Source organism: Paenibacillus planticolens (assembly GCF_013141725.1).
GTDB classification, from domain to species: domain Bacteria; phylum Bacillota; class Bacilli; order Paenibacillales; family NBRC-103111; genus Paenibacillus_E; species Paenibacillus_E planticolens.
In genome coordinates this window covers 431,695-448,259 of sequence record NZ_WHNZ01000061.1, presented here as the reverse complement: position 1 = coordinate 448,259, position 16,565 = coordinate 431,695, and the positions used below count along the sequence as shown (strand labels likewise).

Here is a 16,565-nt window from a genome sequence, read left to right as displayed (position 1 = left end):
GGAATGACCTTCCGCGATGAAAAATGAAGTGCAAATGAAAGGTAAATTTCATTACCAGCTGAACGGATGGAAGTACAGTACGGCTATTCGGGTACTGTTGTTTCTCTTGCTGGCTTTAGTTTTCTATATTTCTCTATATGCGAAACTCGTTCCTCAAGTTTATGATATCGAACTGGGAACAACCAGTGAAACAACGATTTATGCGCCAAGGCAGATTGAGAACGCCATTGCGACGGAACAAGCGAAAGAAGACGCTGCCAAACGCGTTCAGCCTGTATACCGCATTGTGAATCTCAAGAATGATACGATAGTCGACGCCATTTATGATAAATTATTGCAGATTAATGCGGATGAAGAAGTAAAGTTCGATGATAAAGTAAGCATTTTCCGCCGTGTGATTCCCCAGTTAATCAGCGATATGGAAAATCAGTCGATCAAATCGCTCAGCACCAGCGGTCAGTATAACGAGACGTTGATTGAGCAAATACAGCAAGGGCTTGCCGAACAGCAGTACCCGCTGCCTGAAGAAGCTTACTTTAAGCTTCCGCGATTGAGCAAAGAGGACTTGGCTGCCATGCGCCCTGTTACCAAAGATATCGTTACGAAGCTGATGAACGATCAGATTCTTGACGCACAGACGGCAAGGGCGAAAGTCGCGGAAGTGGTAAACACGTCCAATCTCGCGAAGAATACGATGCGTGAAATGGTGACAGAGATCGCGCGAGCGGTGATCACGCCGAATAAGTTCTTTGATCAGAAGGGCACGGATGATGCCAAAGGACAAGCTAGAGAAAACGTGAAGCCGGTATATATCAACAAAAATGATGTGCTAGTCAAGGTTGGAGACGTCATCACGGAAGAGATTTATGCCAGATTGGACAAACTGGAGCTGCTCAAGAGCAAAGCGAATCACTTGCCCCAGATTGGTCTAAGTATTCTTTCTGCCTTATTGTCTTTTGTCGTATCTATGTTTGTCCGGCAAAGCCTGCTTGCAATCAAATACAACAATTCTCAGCTGCTCATGCTGATTTTGATTTTTGTCATCAATATTACATGTATGAAAATCATTTCGCTTGTCCAAAATTTGGACTATCCGTTTATCGGTTATTTGGCTCCGACTGCGTTAGGAAGCATTTTAATTGCCATTTTGCTGGATGCGCCGCTGGCTTTTATTTCATCGGTCTTATTCTCTTTGATGGCAAGTATTATTTTTAATACGGAGCATACGCTTCTTTTTGACTTCCGTTACGGCTTAGTGTCCTTGGTTCTTTGTTTTAGCGCGGTGTTCACGATTCAACGTGCAAGCCAGCGTGCAACCATTTTGAAAGCGGGACTCATGATTGCCTTCTTCTCGATGCTCACGATCACCTCGATGCTGCTGATGGAAGATCATTTTCAGCAAAGAGAAGCGATCATGTCGCTTTCATTCGCTGCTGCAGGGGGACTATTAACGGTTGTATTCGTCATCGGACTGCTGCCTTTCTTCGAGGTTGCTTTCGGCATTCTTTCACCGCTCAAATTGGTGGAGCTCTCGAATCCGAACCATCCCTTGCTGCGCAAGCTGCTTACGGAAACTCCCGGCACGTACCATCACAGCGTAATGGTTGGCAATTTGTCGGAGGCCGCCGCCGAATCCATCGGAGCAGACGGGCTTCTCTGCCGGGTCGGTTCTTATTATCACGATATAGGAAAGACGAAACGGCCGAGCTATTTTATCGAGAATCAAACCAATATAGAAAATCCGCATGACCGCATCGATCCGAACTTAAGTAAATCCATCATTATCGCCCATCCCCGCGATGGCGTTGAAATGCTGAAGGATTACAAAATGCCGAAGGCGATCAGAGATATTGCGGAACAGCATCACGGCACGACATTGCTGCACTATTTCTATCATAAGGCCGTTAAACAAGCCGAAGAAGAAGGCAGCGAGAAGGAAATCCGCGAAGAGGATTTCCGTTATCCAGGGCCCAAAGCGCAGTCTAAGGAAGCGGCTATTGTAGGAATTGCAGATAGTGTAGAGGCTGCTGTTCGCTCCCTTCGCAATCCGACGATGGAGCAGATCGATTCGATGGTGCACAAAATCATCAAGTCCCGGTTGGATGACGGCCAATTCAATGAATGCGATATCACGCTTAAGGAACTGGATAAGGTCGCCAAAACATTAAATGAGACCTTGCTTGGCATCTTTCATGCGAGGATTGAGTATCCGAATGAATTGTCTCCTAAGAAATCAGGGACATAAAGAAATGACAGGAGTGTGATAGATATGGCGAGTATCGATTTAACGCTGGAGTGGAGCAGCGAGCAGGAAATGAAAGAGATCACACCTGCCTTTATTGAGAAAATCGAGGAGCTGCTGAAGTTAGCCGGTGAGCTTGAAGGCGTTACAGCAGGCGAAGTCGCTCTTACTTTTGTAGACGATGAAGCTATCCAAGAGTTAAATAAGCAGTATCGTGATTTGGATAAACCAACGGATGTGCTGTCTTTTGCCATGAGCGAGTTTGGCGAAGACGAAATTCGGATTAACTATGAAGATGATGAGCAGGACGATGCGGAAGGATCAGAGGATGGCGAATCGGTGTCCGAAGGGTTCATTGAACCGCTTGGGGATATTATTATTTCAGTCCCCCGCGCAATCGCCCAGGCTGAAGACTACGGACATTCCGTAGAACGTGAGCTTGGCTTCCTGTTCGTTCACGGGTTCTTGCACTTAATCGGGTACGATCACCAAAGCGAGGAAGAAGAGAAGGTTATGTTCGCCAAGCAGGAGGACATTTTGCAGAAGGCAGGTTTGACGCGCTAATGACCGACGGCTTCCGTAAATGGCGCAGAAGCTTCCGGTATGCCTACGAAGGAATCAAATATGCCTTAGATACGCAGCGCAATATGAAGTTCCATTTTTGCGTTGCTTTTCTTGTTTTGTTGGCTGCTTTGTTTGCACGTTTGCCCAAAACGGATATTCTGTTTATTTTGTTAGCCGTAACCTTAATGATTGTTACGGAGTTGATCAATACGGCTGTCGAAAAGACGGTGGATCTGGCCATGCCGGACCGCCATCCGTTAGCCAAAATCGCAAAGGACGTCGCCGCGGCGTCCGTCTTGGTGTCTGCCGGGTTTGCCGTCGTCGTTGGCATGATTGTTTTCTATGAACCGATCGATCAGCTTCTGCGCGAATCCGGAATCCGTCATTCGCAAGTTTCTGCGGGAACGATCTGGCTGCTTATCGCTTTGGTCATCTTAACGGTCATCGTTATCGAGACTCGGTTTTCGGACAAAGGGAAATTAGTTCGCCCCAGTTTGCTGACGGCCGTAGCCTTCTCCATCGCGACCGTCATTGCGATATTCGTTTCACAAACGATTGTAGCCTTGCTGGCGTATACGCTTGCCGCACTTATATTTATAATGCTGTATGACAAAAAGACCCGCCCGTTTCCGGCGCTTTTTCTTGGCGCACTTATCGGTGCGGCTGTCACAATACTCGCTTTATCGTGTTTAAACATGCTATAACATTGACTATAACAATAAAAAGGATGATGGCCATGAACCGACAAGAACTCATTCAACACGCAACAGAAGCGATGAAAAGAGCCTACACGCCTTATTCTAATTTTAACGTAGGAGCGGCGCTTCTCGATGCGGACGGCCATATCCATTACGGCTGCAATGTTGAGAATGCCGCTTATGGTCCGACGAACTGCGCTGAGCGTACGGCCCTCTTCCGCGCCATTGCTGACGGACACAAAGCAGGCTCTTTTAAAGCCATTGCCGTAATGGGCGACACGGAAGGTCCCATTTCGCCATGCGGCATTTGCCGTCAGGTGCTGGTTGAGCTTTGCGGGCCGGATATGCCCGTGTACCTTGGCAATCTCAAAGGGGATTTTGCTGAAACGACCGTTTCCGCTTTACTGCCGGGAGCTTTTACAACGAAAGATTTGCATTCAAATGGAGGATAAGTAGAAGTGGCTAAAAAAGAATTTAAATCAGGCTTTGTCGCAATCATCGGACGTCCGAATGTTGGGAAATCAACATTGATGAACCAAATCATCGGACAAAAAATCGCCATCATGTCAGACAAGCCGCAAACAACAAGAAACAAGATACACGGCGTATATACGTCAGCAAATGGCCAGATCGTTTTTCTGGATACGCCAGGAATTCATAAACCGACTTCCAAATTAGGCGATTATATGAGTAAAGTCGCGCACGGCACCCTGGGGGAAGTCGACGCGGTACTTTTCCTGGTCGATGTTGTTGACGGCATAGGCGGCGGAGACAGATATATTATTGAGCAGCTGAAGCACGTTGAAACACCTGTTATTCTGGTATTAAACAAAATTGACCTTGTCCAGCCTGAAGCGCTGCTTGCGATCATTACAGCATACAAAGATTTATACGATTTTGCAGAAATCGTGCCGGTTTCAGCGCTGAAGGGAAATAATGTAACAACGCTTTTGGAGCAAATTATTAAATATTTGCCTGAAGGACCTCAATACTACCCGGCCGATCAAATCACCGATCATCCTGAGCAGTTCGTATGCGCAGAGCTAGTTCGCGAGAAAATACTGCATATGACCCGTGAAGAAATTCCGCATTCCATTGCGGTTCAAATCGAGGATATGCGCGTTGAATCCAATGGCGTCGTTCACATTTCAGCGGTTATCTTTGTTGAGCGCGATTCCCAAAAAGGTATCGTCATCGGCAAACAGGGTAGCTTGCTCAAAGAAATAGGCAGACAAGCACGCAGAGATATTGAGACGCTGCTTGGCTCCAAAACCTTTTTAGAACTGTGGGTTAAAGTGAAGAAAGACTGGAGAAATCAAGACAGAGTGTTGAAAGATCTTGGCTTCCGTCACGATTAATCCGATTATTGCCTAAGTATTCCAATAATTTTCCGCATAGAGAAGCATTCTCTGCACATCCTATGAACATCACGTTCGATGGGGAGGATGCTGAACATGAAAGACTTTTCGTGGACGTATTTTTCAAAGACCGGTGATGTAGATGCCTACCTTTTGTACAAACAAGTCACCGATGGGCCCGGCATGGACACGGATGTACAGGAAGAGGATCAAAGTAATGAAGAGCCGCTCGAGGGTCTGACGATGTAAAAGAAACAAGTCGTAAGCCTGGAGCGGCCTACATGGGGGAAATCATTTGCTGCGCAGTGTACAGGGGATTGTACTCCGTAGTATGGATTACGGAGAGGGGAATAAAATCATTAGTTTGTTCACCCCCGAGCTGGGCAAAGTTGGCGTTATGGCTCGGGGTGCGAAAAAAGTGAAAAGCAGACATGCCGCCGTTACGCAGCTTTTTACGTACGGCGATTTTGTTTTTTTCAAACAGCGCGGTCAAATGGGATCTTTGAATTCTGCGGAAATCATCGAAGCTCATCACGCTTTGCGAGAAGATTTGCATATGTCTGCACATGCGTCGTACCTGGCCGAAATGACGGACCGCATGCTGGGCGATGAAGAAGGCAGCACCTATCTGTTCGAACAGTTGAGAGCAGGTCTGATGGCTATCGAAGAGGGCAAGGACATGCAAATCGTTGTTCACCTCTATGAAATGAAAATGTTTGAATTGGCCGGTTACTTGCCCGTTACGAATGGCTGCGTTTCTTGCGGAGAAACAGCGGGTATCACCAGCTTTAGCCCTGCCATGGGAGGAACGTTATGCAATCGGTGCCGGTACAAAGATCCTGCAGCGATCGGGATTGGAGAAGGCGCTCTGAAACTGCTCAAACTGTTCCCGCGCATGGATATGCGCAGACTTGGCGCCGTTCAGGTTAAAGATGAAACGAAAGCGCAGATAAAGACTTGTATGAGAACTTATATGGATATACATATCGGCGTAAAGTGGAAATCCAGAGACTTTATCGAACAAATGGAAAAGTACAATATATAATTTGGCCTTATTTGACATGTGATGTTGGCTTTGATATGATGTGGTGGAAAACACCTCGCCTTTGTGCTGACCGCATATCGGTGAGTTTTTTTATGCTTACGTTCTGTTCTAAACTACTTTACATACAAATGCTAATGTAGGGCCTCGTCCCTGCTGAACAGGTTGAAAGGGGCTATGGGAAAATGGATCATCCATTACCTACTCGGGTTTATGTCGTTTCTGACTCTGTCGGGGAAACAGGAGAGTCGGTTGTACGCGCTGCAGCGATGCAATTTCATCCAGTTCCCGTAGAGATTGTAAGAGCTCCGTTCATCCATGATATTGAAGGCATCGATAAAGTGATTAATGCCATTCGCATTCATGGCGGTATTGTCGTCTTTACTTTGGTGATACCTGAGCTCAGGGACGATCTTATTGCCAAAGCGAAAGAATATAATATCCCGCACATCGATCTGCTTGGACCGGTTGTGAACACCTTGGGGCAAGCGCTTCATCAAGAACCCCGCAGACAGCCGGGGATGATTCATCCGCTGGATGAGGATTATTTTAAAAAAGTCGAAGCGGTCGAATTTGCCGTTAAATATGATGATGGCCGGGATTTCAGCGGTATTCAGAAGGCGGACATTATTCTTCTTGGGGTGTCCCGCACGTCCAAAACGCCGTTATCCATGTACTTGGCGCACAAAAGGTTCAAAGTGGCCAATGTGCCGCTAGTGCCGGAAATGCAGCCCCCTGCTGCTATTTACACGGTTCCGAAAGATAAAATTATCGGGCTCAGGATCGACCCGGATAAATTGAATGTCATTCGGCAAGAACGGCTTCGTACACTTGGTCTTGCAGAAAATGCAACCTATGCGAATGTAGAACGTATTAAAATAGAACTGGCTTTTGCTGACAAAATTATGAGCAAAATCGGTTGCGTAATCTTCGATGTCTCGAACCGTGCCGTAGAGGAAACAGCAAGTCTGGTTATGGATCATATCGAGCGGGTTCAGTAAGGTTTTATGTTTATTCTTGCAGGATTTTTTAGAAGTTCATCGTATATAATAGTACGGTGAGATTTCGTAAAAAGGGCGTGGGCTGAACCGAATGGGTGCAAGAAGTATTATCGTCGATGCCGATGCTTGTCCCGTGAAATCTGAGATCGAGCAGGCAGGAAGGCAATTTGGTGTACAAGTTGTGCTGGTTGCTTCTTTCGATCATCGGATGAAGGAGAACCCGGGCGTGAAGGTCATTCAAGTGGATCGGTCCGATCAGTCTGTCGATCTGTATATCGCTAATCAGATTAAGCAAGGCGATATTTTGGTGACGCAAGATTTTGGTCTCGCCGCGCTCGGGTTAGCGAAAGGCTCGTTTTGTTTGACAAATCGGGGGCAGGAATATACGGACAGTTCGATTGATTTTTTATTGGATCGTCGTCATACCTCAGCGAAAATGCGCAGATCCGGCAAGCATTCGAAAGGGCCAAAACCTTTTACAGACGAGGATCGCAAAAATTTTCTACACGGTTTGACAAAACTTTTAAGAAATTTGCAGGAAAACGAAAACAAGTAGCGAATAGTACTTAGTCGGAAAAGCGACCTGAATTGTGGGTGGAAAGAACATGAGGTACGGACGCATACCTGAAGAGGTCATTGAGGCTGTACTGAAGCGCCATGACATCGTTGATGTGATTGGCAGGCATGTACATTTGAGCAAACAAGGGCATTATATGAAAGGGCTGTGTCCTTTCCATTCCGAGAAAAGCCCTTCGTTCACCGTCACACCCGAAAAACAAATTTATCGTTGTTTCGGTTGTAATGTCGGCGGAAATTTAATTCGTTTCGTGATGGAAATTGAAGGCCTTAGTTTCTCAGAAGCCGTGACCAAGCTTGCGGAAGAAGCGGATATCCCTATTACGTGGGAGGAAGCGACCGAAGAGCAGAACGAGCAGCAGCAAGAGAAAGCAACGCTGCTGAAAGCTTATGATTTTGCAGCTAAGCTTTATCATTATATTTTAGGGAACACAGAGCAAGGCAAAGTGGCTAAAGGATATTTAGCCTCAAGAGGTATTTCGGATAAGCTGATCGATACGTTTCAAATCGGTTATGCCCCGGCTATGTGGGATACATTGGTTCAGCAGTTGGTGAAACGTGAGTTCGATTTGACGCTAATGGAAAAAGGCGGTTTATTATCGGCTAGACATGAAGGAACTGGCTACGTGGATAAATTCAGGGAGCGCATTATGTTCCCGATCTGCGATGCCGCGGGCAAAGTCATTGCTTTCGGTGGGAGATCGATGGGCGATGCTCAACCCAAGTATTTAAATAGTCCGGAATCTATTCTATTTAATAAAAGCAGGACGATGTACAATCTTCATTTGGCAAGACCCAATATGCGAAAACTGCAGCAAGCGGTCCTTTTTGAAGGCTACGTAGATGTTATTAAGGCTTGGGAAGCAGGAATCAGCAACGGGGTCGCTACGATGGGGACTGCACTTACCAAAGAGCACGCGGCTCTGCTGAACCGCAACGCTGATCAGATCGTCCTATGTTATGACGGGGACAACGCCGGACAATCGGCTGCTTTCAAAAGCATTCCGATTCTGGAAGAGACGGGAAGCCGAGTTACCGTAGCGATGCTGCCGGATGGCAAGGACCCGGATGATTATGTGAAAAATTATGGTTTTGACCGATTCGTACGGGAGATCATTGAACCTGCCGTGCCATCGATGAAATATAAGCTTTTGTATATCCGTAAAAATTTTAAGTTGCATGAGGACGGTGACAGACTTCGTTATCTGCAGTCCGCTGTGAAGTTAATTAGTGATCTTCAGTCTCCTATGGAACGAGAACATTACTTAAAACAATTGGCATCTGAATTCCCTGACTCCTCCTATGAGGCCATGAAGTTAGACCTTCATGAAATCTTGCTGCAATCGGAAAAAAACCGACCGGATGGGGATAATAAACCAATTCTGTGGAATAATGTTATGAATAATGGGAGAACAGCGGAACGAACACGCAAGAAAACGCCTTCGCTTTTGCCAGCTTATCACAATGCTGAACGATTGATTTTGGCTGTTATGATGCATGACCGCGACGTTTGCGCACATGTGGAAGAACAGTTGGGAGATCAATTCAACGTTGAAGCTCACGCAGTCTTAGCTGCTTATTTATATGCTTACTACGCTCAGAATGCTGAGCCGGATGCAAGCCGATACATTGCCATGCTGCAAGACGAACAGCTGGAGAGCTTGGCCAGTTCCATCGTGATGATGGGAGCCGGTCATGGAATGAACGAACAAGTGATTGACGACTATATTCGCCAAATTCGTAAAGTTCCGATGCAAGAAGAAATTGAACGCAAGAAAGAAGAACGAGTTCGCGCCGAGCGCGCGGGGGATCATCTTCGAGCAGCACAAATTGCAATTGAAATTATCGCCCTAGAAAAACGATTAAAGTCAACGTAGAGCTACTGAATTGACTAGGGAGGAGGGAGTCCGTACTATGGCGAATGATCAGCGTACAGAACTAGAGACAGAGTTGACCTTGGACCAGGTGAAAGACCAGCTCATAGAGCAAGGGAAAAAGCGGTCCTCACTTACTTACAAGGATATTATGGAAAAATTAGCTCCCTTCGATCAGGATCCTGAGCAAATCGATGAGTTTTTTGAGCAGCTTTCGGAGCAAGGTATCGATGTAGGAAATGAATCGGACGACGATTCCATGAATCCTGAAGAAAATGATCGCGATGAATTTAACTTCGATGATGATCTGGCCTTACCGCCGGGGATTAAGATTAATGATCCAGTTCGGATGTATTTGAAGGAAATCGGTCGTGTTCCGCTTCTTTCTGCGGAAGATGAAGTCGGCTTAGCCAAACGGATTGAGAATGGGGACGAAGAAGCGAAGCGACGCTTGGCGGAAGCGAACCTTAGACTCGTCGTAAGTATTGCCAAAAGGTATGTAGGACGCGGCATGTTATTCTTGGATTTGATCCAAGAAGGAAATATGGGACTCATTAAAGCGGTTGAGAAATTCGACCATACCAAAGGTTACAAGTTCTCCACTTATGCAACTTGGTGGATTCGTCAAGCGATTACGCGCGCCATTGCAGACCAGGCGAGAACGATTCGTATTCCTGTACATATGGTCGAAACCATTAACAAATTGATTCGTGTTTCCCGTCAATTGCTGCAAGAGCTTGGGCGCGAACCCACTCCGGAAGAAATTGCGAAAGAGATGGATTTGAGCACGGATAAAGTACGTGAAATCATGAAAATCGCACAAGAACCTGTTTCTTTGGAAACACCAATCGGTGAAGAAGACGATTCGCATTTGGGTGACTTCATCGAAGATCAAGAAGCGCTTGCACCAGCGGATGCTGCGGCATACGAACTTCTGAAAGAACAGCTTGAGGACGTATTGGATACGTTGACGGAAAGAGAAGAGAATGTACTTCGTTTGCGTTTTGGTCTGGATGATGGCCGTACGCGCACGCTTGAAGAAGTAGGTAAAGTTTTCGGCGTTACTCGCGAGCGGATTCGTCAAATTGAGGCCAAAGCTTTGCGTAAGCTGAGACACCCTAGCCGCAGTAAACGATTGAAGGATTTCTTAGAATAAAGCGCTGTGAGAGGGCCCTGCCAGTTTCGGCGGGGTCTTTTGTTATGTTGAAAAGTATGACTAAAACAAAAGCATGAAATCACCGATAAAGTAGTAGGAAGGTGAGCGATGACATGGATACTGAGAAACGAAAAGTAATTGTAAAGGAAATTGATCATTGGCGGCGAAGCAAATTGCTTCCTGAGCATTACTGTGATTTTCTGATGAATTTGTATATGGATGAAACCACGCCAAAACCTGCTTCCATCATGGGGGTTTCCGCATCTTCAATCGCAAACAGTTCTTGGAAAATATGGTTGGTGATCATGGCGGTAATAGCCGCTCTGGCCTTATCTGCTCTTAATTTTAACTCTTTTGGAATGCCAATGCAAATTGGAATTTCCACGCTTTTTGTCGTCATTTGTTATGCGTTTGCCTATCGTCAATATAGCAAATCCCCTGTGATTTCTTACTTGCTTTGCGGTGTGTCTTCTTTGACGCTGCTGCTGCTGGGGCTTTATTTAATGGACCTGCACGAAGTGAGTTCCTCCTACACGTATATTGGTTATTTAGCTTTCTGTAGTATAGTATGGATGATAAACGGCGTAACGGGCCGGATGGCTATTTTCCAGTTATGCGGTTGGTTTGGCCTAGTGGGAACATACGGTTGGCTGCTCTTGCAAAAGCTGCAGAGCCCTGGCTGGTTCTCACTTGAAATTAGCTGGATTCCGGTTAGTATTGTACTTATATGGATTGCTTGGCTTGCGCATCATACGAATAAGCAAGTGGCCGGCGTTCTACTGCTGGTCGGCAGTCTTGTTTGGTTTGCTCCTGAAGCGATGACATTCCTTACGGATGTCGATATGAGCTCCCGCGTCATACAATTATCGTTTACAGGAAAATTGCTTTTGGCGGGCGCGGCATTTTTCATGCTGCGAAAAAAATGGGTAGAGTGGGTCGTTTAACAGATGGTAAAATTATCGAAAAGATTGCAAATGATCGCAGAGCGTGTACCTGCGGGATCAAAGCTGGCGGATATTGGGTCCGATCATGCCTTGCTGCCGACTTATCTGGCACAGCAGGGTGTTATTGTGTTCGCCGTGGCCGGCGAAGTCAATCCGGGTCCTTTTGAAGCGGCAACACGTCAAGTGCTTGAATGCGGTTTATCTCAAAAAATAAGTGTAAGATCCGGTGACGGCCTGGCGGTCATTGAACCGGGAGAAGTGAATGTGATTACCATTGCCGGTATGGGCGGCAGTTTGATGGCGAGCATTTTGGAAGCAGGTAAAGGCAAACTTGAAGGTGTCACGCATCTGATTTTACAGCCTAATGTCGGTGAAGATCACGTTCGCAGATGGCTGCTCGCGGAAGGCTGGAAGCTTGACGCGGAAGCGATTTTGGAAGAAGACGGCAAGATTTATGAGATCTTGACGGCGACCGCGGGAACTACCGGTGACAAGAGTTCCCAGGAAGCGCTGTACGCCGAGCGTGTGCTGCCGGGAGGAGTCACGGTAACGAAGGAGCGCTTGCTGCAGATGGGTCCTTACTTGGTGGAGGAAGCTCCAGAAGTGTGGTTTGCCAAGTGGGAGAGCGAATTAAAGAAATTGGCGATGATTGAAGGTCAATTAAAGCTTTCCACTGCCGAAGCTTCTACGGCCAAAGCAGCGCAAATAGCGCAAGAAATGAAAGAAATAAAGGAGGTCATCGCTTGTTTGCAAAAGGTCAAACCGTAATTCAGCTGTTCGAACAGCTGGCACCCAAGCATTATGCGATGCCTGATGACAAAATTGGCTTGCAGCTCGGCTCCTTGCAGAAGGAGATTCAGAAGGTGCTTGTTGCCTTGGATGTCAACGATGAAGTTGTTGAAGAAGCGATTCGCTTAGGCGCTAATTTGATCATTGCTCATCATGCAATCATTTTCAGACCGCTTGCTCATCTTCAAACCGATACGCCTGCGGGCCGCTTGTATGAAAAGTTAATCAAGCATGATATTGCCGTTTATATCGCTCACACGAATTTGGATGTGGCGGAAGGCGGAGTCAACGATATGATGGCGGGCGTACTTGGCCTAACGGAGCTTACTCATCTGGAGGATGTGCATACGGAGAAGCTGCAGAAGCTGGTCGTCTTCGTCCCTGAGACGCACCACCAGGCTGTGCTGGATGCCCTCTTCACCGCGGGATCGGGGTGGATCGGGCAGTACAGCCACTGCTCCTTCAACATTCCCGGAACGGGGACGTTCCTTCCGCAGGAAGGGACGCACCCGTATATCGGGGAAGCGGGCAAGCTTGAACGCGTACAGGAAGTACGCGTAGAGACGATCGTAACCGCCAGCGTTCAGCGCAAGGCGGTTCAGGCAATGCTGAAGGCCCACCCCTATGAGGAGGTGGCCTATGACCTCTACCCGATGGATCTCAAGGGTAGAGTGTTCGGTCTTGGGCGCGCAGGCAAGCTGCCCGCGCCGATGACGCTCCGCGAGCTGACCGAGCTCGCGAAAACGGCGTTCGACGTGCCTATGGTGCGCGTCGTCGGCGATTTGGCACGGCCCATCCGCAAGGTGGCCGTGCTGGGGGGCTCAGGCGGCCGCTACATGCGGCACGCCATGTTTGCCGGCGCCGATGTGCTGGTCACCGGCGACATCGATTACCACACCGCGCACGATGCGCTTGCGGCAGGAATTGCCCTCATCGACGTCGGGCATAACGTCGAGAAGATTATGAAGCGCGGCGTGGCCGATTATCTCGCCGCGCAATTGAGCAAATCGGATACAGAGGTGCTGGCATCCGAAGTGAATACGGAACCTTTCCAGTTCCTGTAGCATTTTTGGCAATTGGCAGCTGAGGAAACGAACAACAGTTGTAATTCGAAGGCATTCCTAGTATACTATCCTATGCGTCGGAAAGTTTGACAGACAATCGCTGGCTGTGGGTAAGCCACAGCGAGAGGAAAGTCCGGGCTCCATAAGGCAGGGTGCTGGATAACGTCCAGTCAACGCGAGTTGAAGGATAGGGCCACAGAAATGGACCGCCGATGGCTCATCTTCGGATGAGATCAGGCAAGGGTGGAACCGTGGTGTAAGAGACCACGAGGTTCTATGGTGACATAGATCCTGGTAAACCCCACTTGGAGCAAGACCTAGAGGAACGCTAGCCGTCTTCGAGACGGTAGTCTTCGCCTGAGACGCGTTCGGGTTGGTCGCTTGAGCTGTGCAGCAATGTATGGCCTAGATAGATGATTGTCGCTTCAATGGTGGCAGGGGACAGACGCCCGTTACGACCACCGGAAGTACAGAACCCGGCTTACGGCAAACTTTCCATTACTGTCGGTTACCCGCAAGGCTTCGGCCTTGCGGGTATTTAGTTTTTCAAGCAACAAAACAGGCTGCCCCAGGTATGGAAACCTAAGGGCAGCCTGTTTGTTATTTGCCTAACGCAACTGAGGCATATTTATTGGAAACAAGGCTCATCTGACGAAACCAGCGATGAGGCCAGTTAAAGCCCACGCTCGTTTTTTCTTCCGCTTTTTGAACAGCTTTCACGACGTCAATCAGACCGTAGCCGAAATATTTGTCATGACCTTTCTCACCGATATCCTGCGCCGTATCCCTCATAATTTGATAGACGTCCTTATTTTTCAAAGTCGGATTCGTGGAGCGGATTAGTGCAGCCAAAGCCGTCACATGCGGGCTTGCCATGGAAGTGCCGGATAAAGCCGCGTATTGATTGTTTGGATACGTACTGGCAATGCTGACGCCCGGTGCCGTTACATCGATATAGTCTCCATAATTGGAAAAGGGAGCTTTATTATTCTTCGAATCGCTGGCAGCAACAGCGAATACTTCCGGATAAGCGGCCGGATAGCCCGGTCTATCCGTGTTGTCGTTGCCGCTCGCCGCGATCAGCGCCACGTCCTTGTCGTAAGCATATTTAATGGCATCGTGCAGAAAACCGGAATCCGCATAATTCCCTAAGCTCAAATTGATGACTTTAGCGCCATGGTCTGTAGCCCAAATGATGCCTTGTGCAACGGAATACGTACTGCCAGCTCCGGTTTGATCCAATACTTTAACAGGCAGAACTTTGTTATACCATGTCATTCCGGCAACGCCTAAATTATTGTTCACTAAGGCAGCAATAACACCTGCCACGTGAGTTCCATGACCGACATCGTCCTGGGGCTTATCGTCCCCGCTAATCACATTATACCCGGGCAGCAGTTGACCTTGAAGATCCGGATGCTTCAAGTCCACGCCGGTGTCAACGACGCCCACAATCACATCCTTGTTTCCTCTGTTCAGTTGCCAGCCTTTTTCGGTTTCAATCAGCGGCAGATTCCATTGATACCGGCCGTACAAATTATCATTTGGTTTGAAATTTGGTGCGATGCTCGTCGCCTGATTGGAGCTTGATGTAGAATCCATATAGTCGCTTGAATCGCTTGTGTCAGAATCCGTATCTTGATCATCGTAGTAATCATTGGTTAAATATAGGAAGTGAGGCTCCACATAGGCAACGTCCCATTTTTTAAAATAAGCCATTAATGCTTTTGCTTCCATGCTTTCGGTACGAAATACGTACGTATAGCCGAGTTTTTGCATCGTAGTGGCTTTGATTTCTGATTTGATTTGTGCCAGTTGAGCTTCCGTCGGGTCCTGCTTGAACTTAACGACAACCTCATTCTGGTGGTAATGGCTGGTTCCCTGATTATCTTCAGGATGATCAACGACTTTGTCCTTCAAAGTATCCGTATCTACGGATTCGACTTTCCAGCGATGTTCGCTAGGATACGGTTCAAGACGCAAATTTTTCATCTGGTGATCGGTCACTTGATGCAGAATATCTTGGTGGATAACGCCAATGAGCGAAGAATTTCGATCTGTTGAAGGCGTACCTTGAACAAAATAAACATGCTGAGCAGCGCCGAATTTAGGAGATTGATAATGCTTGCCGGCTTCTGCAGCAGCTTTAGCTTCTTGTAAATAAGTGCTCGCCTGATCTTTGTAAGCTGCGGGTATTTCTCCGGCTTTTACTCCTTGATCGATAGGCTGGCTGTTTTTTGACCAAATTAGGATGTCCATCTTTTCATGATGGGTTTTCATATCCCCAAGAACTTTGGCCGCGGATTCGCCGCTTTCGATTTGAGAGATCATTTTCACATAATCGATCGAGCATTGCGTACGGCATAAATCATCCGTTAGCGCAACATCCTGCTGCAGCAAAGAAAGTTTTTGATCCGTTTCGTACTTCGCACTGTACACTTCCGGACCCGGTTTATTCTCATTCGTTGAGTGGTGTGGAAAAAGAATGATACCTAAACCTACAACTAGACTAATAGAAGATAAATAACGCCACATCCATAGCCCTCCTTCTTACTCGAATCCCTCTTTTAATGGCAAACGGAGTATCTTAGATTAGAGTGAGGTTTGGGGGAATCTTTTATGCATGGAATCGGGAGTTTTACATATACCTTTTCAGGCTAATTTATGGTAGGATAGGAATAGCGCAATTAGAGGAGGTCATCATAAATGGCTGTTTTTAATGTAAAAAATATTTGTGATTCAACACGCACAAAGTTAAAAGAAACAATCGCCAAAATGGAACTGTTTCTGAATCAACATTCGCTTTCACAACTCAATGCAGAGAATGATCCCGCTATGGATGAATTTTATCGTGGTTATCTCCAAGATACCCGTCATCTTTTAGTTTTTTGTGAAGTGGCTTATGAGAAATTGGGCGTTAGCTTGAGACGTCCTACTTTTAATGTTGATTTTTCAGAAAAAGTTTTGTATGAAGTATATCATACTTGCGTGAATACATTTTTCTATCCTAAGAACGAGTGCTATTCCGAGGATGGCCGTTATGCTTATACGGGACAAGATGCCATCCGTTTCCGCAAGAAACCTTCCCGCGAAGTACGTGACCTAACGATTGAGCTGTCCAAAGTTTTTGAAGAGCTTCGCGAAGATCTGGCTTACTATGAGACAGATTACATCACGCAGCGCCGTATGCAAGGTGAAAAAGTATAATTGTAGTGCCAAATGACAAAAGATAGAAGGGATGCGTCTTTCAGCGCATC

At 47.0% G+C, this 16,565-nt stretch carries 16 protein-coding genes and 1 other RNA gene; 16 read left to right on the top strand and 1 reads right to left on the bottom strand.

Annotated features, from left to right (window positions below):
- The first annotated feature begins 16 nt into the window (after positions 1–16).
- From GC097_RS26495 to rnpB, 15 genes are all read left to right on the top strand, one after another.
- Positions 17–2,245, top strand: a complete 2,229-nt coding sequence (locus tag GC097_RS26495; protein WP_171686261.1) for an HD family phosphohydrolase — start codon at positions 17–19, stop codon at positions 2,243–2,245.
- A 33-nt stretch (positions 2,246–2,278) separates the two neighbouring features.
- Positions 2,279–2,806: an rRNA maturation RNase YbeY gene (ybeY, locus tag GC097_RS26490; protein ID WP_171686391.1), complete on the top strand. Its 528-nt coding sequence runs from the start codon at positions 2,279–2,281 to the stop codon at positions 2,804–2,806.
- Positions 2,806–3,510: a diacylglycerol kinase family protein gene (locus GC097_RS26485; RefSeq protein WP_171686260.1), complete on the top strand. Its 705-nt coding sequence runs from the start codon at positions 2,806–2,808 to the stop codon at positions 3,508–3,510. Before ybeY ends, GC097_RS26485 begins: the two co-directional genes overlap by 1 nt.
- A 32-nt stretch (positions 3,511–3,542) precedes the next feature.
- Positions 3,543–3,956 carry a cytidine deaminase gene (locus GC097_RS26480; protein ID WP_246294452.1) on the top strand — a complete coding sequence of 138 codons (414 nt, stop codon included), beginning with the start codon at positions 3,543–3,545 and terminating at the stop codon, positions 3,954–3,956.
- 6 nt (positions 3,957–3,962) lie between these two features.
- Entirely contained in the window at positions 3,963–4,862 is a 900-nt protein-coding gene (gene era / locus GC097_RS26475) for a GTPase Era (protein WP_171686258.1), read from the top strand.
- 96 nt (positions 4,863–4,958) lie between these two features.
- Complete coding sequence (locus GC097_RS26470; RefSeq protein WP_171686257.1) at positions 4,959–5,111, top strand: YqzL family protein; 153 nt, start codon at positions 4,959–4,961, stop codon at positions 5,109–5,111.
- Between the two features lie 46 nt (positions 5,112–5,157).
- Positions 5,158–5,907, top strand: coding sequence for a DNA repair protein RecO (gene recO, locus GC097_RS26465; RefSeq protein WP_171686256.1), 750 nt, complete (start codon positions 5,158–5,160; stop codon positions 5,905–5,907).
- Positions 5,908–6,089: 182 nt separating this feature from the next.
- Positions 6,090–6,905, top strand: a complete 816-nt coding sequence (locus GC097_RS26460) for a pyruvate, water dikinase regulatory protein (RefSeq protein WP_171686255.1) — start codon at positions 6,090–6,092, stop codon at positions 6,903–6,905.
- Between the two features lie 91 nt (positions 6,906–6,996).
- Positions 6,997–7,461 (top strand): YaiI/YqxD family protein, encoded by a 465-nt coding sequence (locus GC097_RS26455; protein WP_171686254.1) that lies wholly within the window; start codon positions 6,997–6,999, stop codon positions 7,459–7,461.
- A 49-nt stretch (positions 7,462–7,510) separates the two neighbouring features.
- Positions 7,511–9,358 (top strand): DNA primase, encoded by a 1,848-nt coding sequence (dnaG, locus tag GC097_RS26450; RefSeq protein WP_171686253.1) that lies wholly within the window; start codon positions 7,511–7,513, stop codon positions 9,356–9,358.
- A gap of 37 nt (positions 9,359–9,395) precedes the next feature.
- Positions 9,396–10,511, top strand: a complete 1,116-nt coding sequence (rpoD, locus tag GC097_RS26445) for an RNA polymerase sigma factor RpoD (protein ID WP_127451881.1) — start codon at positions 9,396–9,398, stop codon at positions 10,509–10,511.
- Positions 10,512–10,624: 113 nt separating this feature from the next.
- Positions 10,625–11,455 (top strand): hypothetical protein, encoded by an 831-nt coding sequence (locus tag GC097_RS26440; RefSeq protein ID WP_171686252.1) that lies wholly within the window; start codon positions 10,625–10,627, stop codon positions 11,453–11,455.
- Between the two features lie 3 nt (positions 11,456–11,458).
- Entirely contained in the window at positions 11,459–12,223 is a 765-nt protein-coding gene (locus GC097_RS26435) for a tRNA (adenine(22)-N(1))-methyltransferase (protein ID WP_171686251.1), read from the top strand.
- A complete protein-coding gene (locus tag GC097_RS26430) occupies positions 12,199–13,308 on the top strand; it encodes a Nif3-like dinuclear metal center hexameric protein (RefSeq protein WP_171686250.1) in 1,110 nt (369 codons plus the stop codon). The genes GC097_RS26435 and GC097_RS26430 overlap by 25 nt, the downstream gene beginning before the upstream one ends.
- 81 nt (positions 13,309–13,389) lie before the next feature.
- Positions 13,390–13,807, top strand: an RNA gene (gene rnpB, locus GC097_RS26425) — RNase P RNA component class A.
- A 101-nt stretch (positions 13,808–13,908) separates the two neighbouring features.
- On the opposite strand, the gene GC097_RS26420 is transcribed toward rnpB, so the two are convergent.
- Positions 13,909–15,843, bottom strand: a complete 1,935-nt coding sequence (locus GC097_RS26420) for a S8 family peptidase (RefSeq protein ID WP_171686249.1) — start codon at positions 15,841–15,843, stop codon at positions 13,909–13,911.
- A gap of 171 nt (positions 15,844–16,014) precedes the next feature.
- Between GC097_RS26420 and GC097_RS26415 the strand changes: the two genes are divergently transcribed.
- Positions 16,015–16,515, top strand: coding sequence for a YpuI family protein (locus GC097_RS26415; protein ID WP_171686248.1), 501 nt, complete (start codon positions 16,015–16,017; stop codon positions 16,513–16,515).
- Positions 16,516–16,565 lie beyond the last annotated feature (50 nt).